Here is a 1,305-nt window from a genome sequence, read left to right as displayed (position 1 = left end):
CGGAGCATGTCGTCTACTGTGCGGCCGCCAGAACTGGATTCACTCAGCTTCCGCCACCTGTCGTAGTCCTGTTCGAGTTCCTTTTCGGCCCAGCGCGTTATGGCAGATTCGTTAACGAAAACGCGGGTCTGGTCAATGCGTTCCAATCCGCGCTGTAGCGTTTGGTCGAAGGTCAGGTCTTTGATTGCCTCTGCGTACTCAGGTGCCCGGTCGCTTTCCCACCCTATGAGCAGTTGGAGAACGCTCATGCGTTCCACGCGCACTTCTGCGGTAGATTGGAACTGGTGGCACATGGAGAGGTTCTGCTCGACCCAAACATCGCGTAGAAACGCAACCATCTTCGCTTTGCGTGACTCCAACGCATTGTCAAAGTCACTGACAACGCGCTCACGAAGGCCTGTATTCAAGAACGTACGGCAAGCCATCTTGCAGATGTAGCTCACGTTGGCGTCGCCGCGGGCTTCAAACTCGCGGTGAGCAACTAGCCCCACTTTGACCGGGTCGAAGTGCTTGAAGTTCGCCCACTTTCTTCCTGCGAACAGTTCGTTCGCGGGGAACTCCAATGCGTATAGGGGGTTCTCTCGATACCACAATTCAAGAGCATCGAGCGCGTCTTCGAGGCGACCTCGCTTGATTGCGGCGAGCGCATTCAACTTGGCGCATTGCCGGTCCCAATACGGGCTCTTTGGCGCGAGAAGCTGCATCAGCGATTCGAGCTCGACGAAATCAGCAGCTTCGAGTAGGCGACACGCAAGCCAGAGGAAAATCGGCCCGCCGTCCACCAGTACGTCGGCTATGCCCCAGCGACTAGGCTTCAGGAGCTGGTCGTCCTCAACTCGGCAGCCCTGTTGCTTCAGGTATGCACTGAGCACACTCAACGCGATCTCAGGGGAAAGGGCCGCAGCGTCGTCGATGCAGAATCTCTCAGAAGCCAAGACCGTGCCCAGCGGAAGCGGGCTCATGTTGGTCGCATTTGTAGTTGCGCATAGTGCCGCCAGCGCTACGGCTGACCCAACGTCAAGCCCTCTAAGGTTCACGCCCCACTTAAGAAGTCTTCCAAGCAGCTCGTATGCAGCCGAGCCCTCGTTCTGGCACTGCACTAGCTCTGAGGCTACGCCTGCGGGAAACATGTGCCCCGCAGAGTCAAAGGCACCGAGGTACAGCAGGCGGTATGGTTCTTCGGGCCGTGAAAATATCTCTTCAGGAGGGCGAGCTACGCCCATTGCTATGGCCAGCTTGCGCAGCCGGTGGTCTTCGTAGCCGGCGCTCAGCAGGCTCGAGACAAGCTGACCAGCCGTCGGACGC

The 1,305-nt window shown here is 58.2% G+C and carries 1 protein-coding gene; it reads right to left on the bottom strand.

Annotated features, from left to right (window positions below; genetic code table 11):
- Positions 1–962, bottom strand: a 962-nt coding sequence (locus tag AC1DYI_RS35920; protein WP_477208864.1) for a hypothetical protein, incomplete at its 3' end; no start/stop codon positions are given.
- Between the last annotated feature and the right edge of the window lie 343 nt (positions 963–1,305).

This window comes from Ideonella sp. P3_A4 (assembly GCF_056403075.1).
The sequence above is the reverse complement of the archived record's forward strand: the minus strand, read 5'-3'. Positions and strand labels throughout refer to the sequence as shown.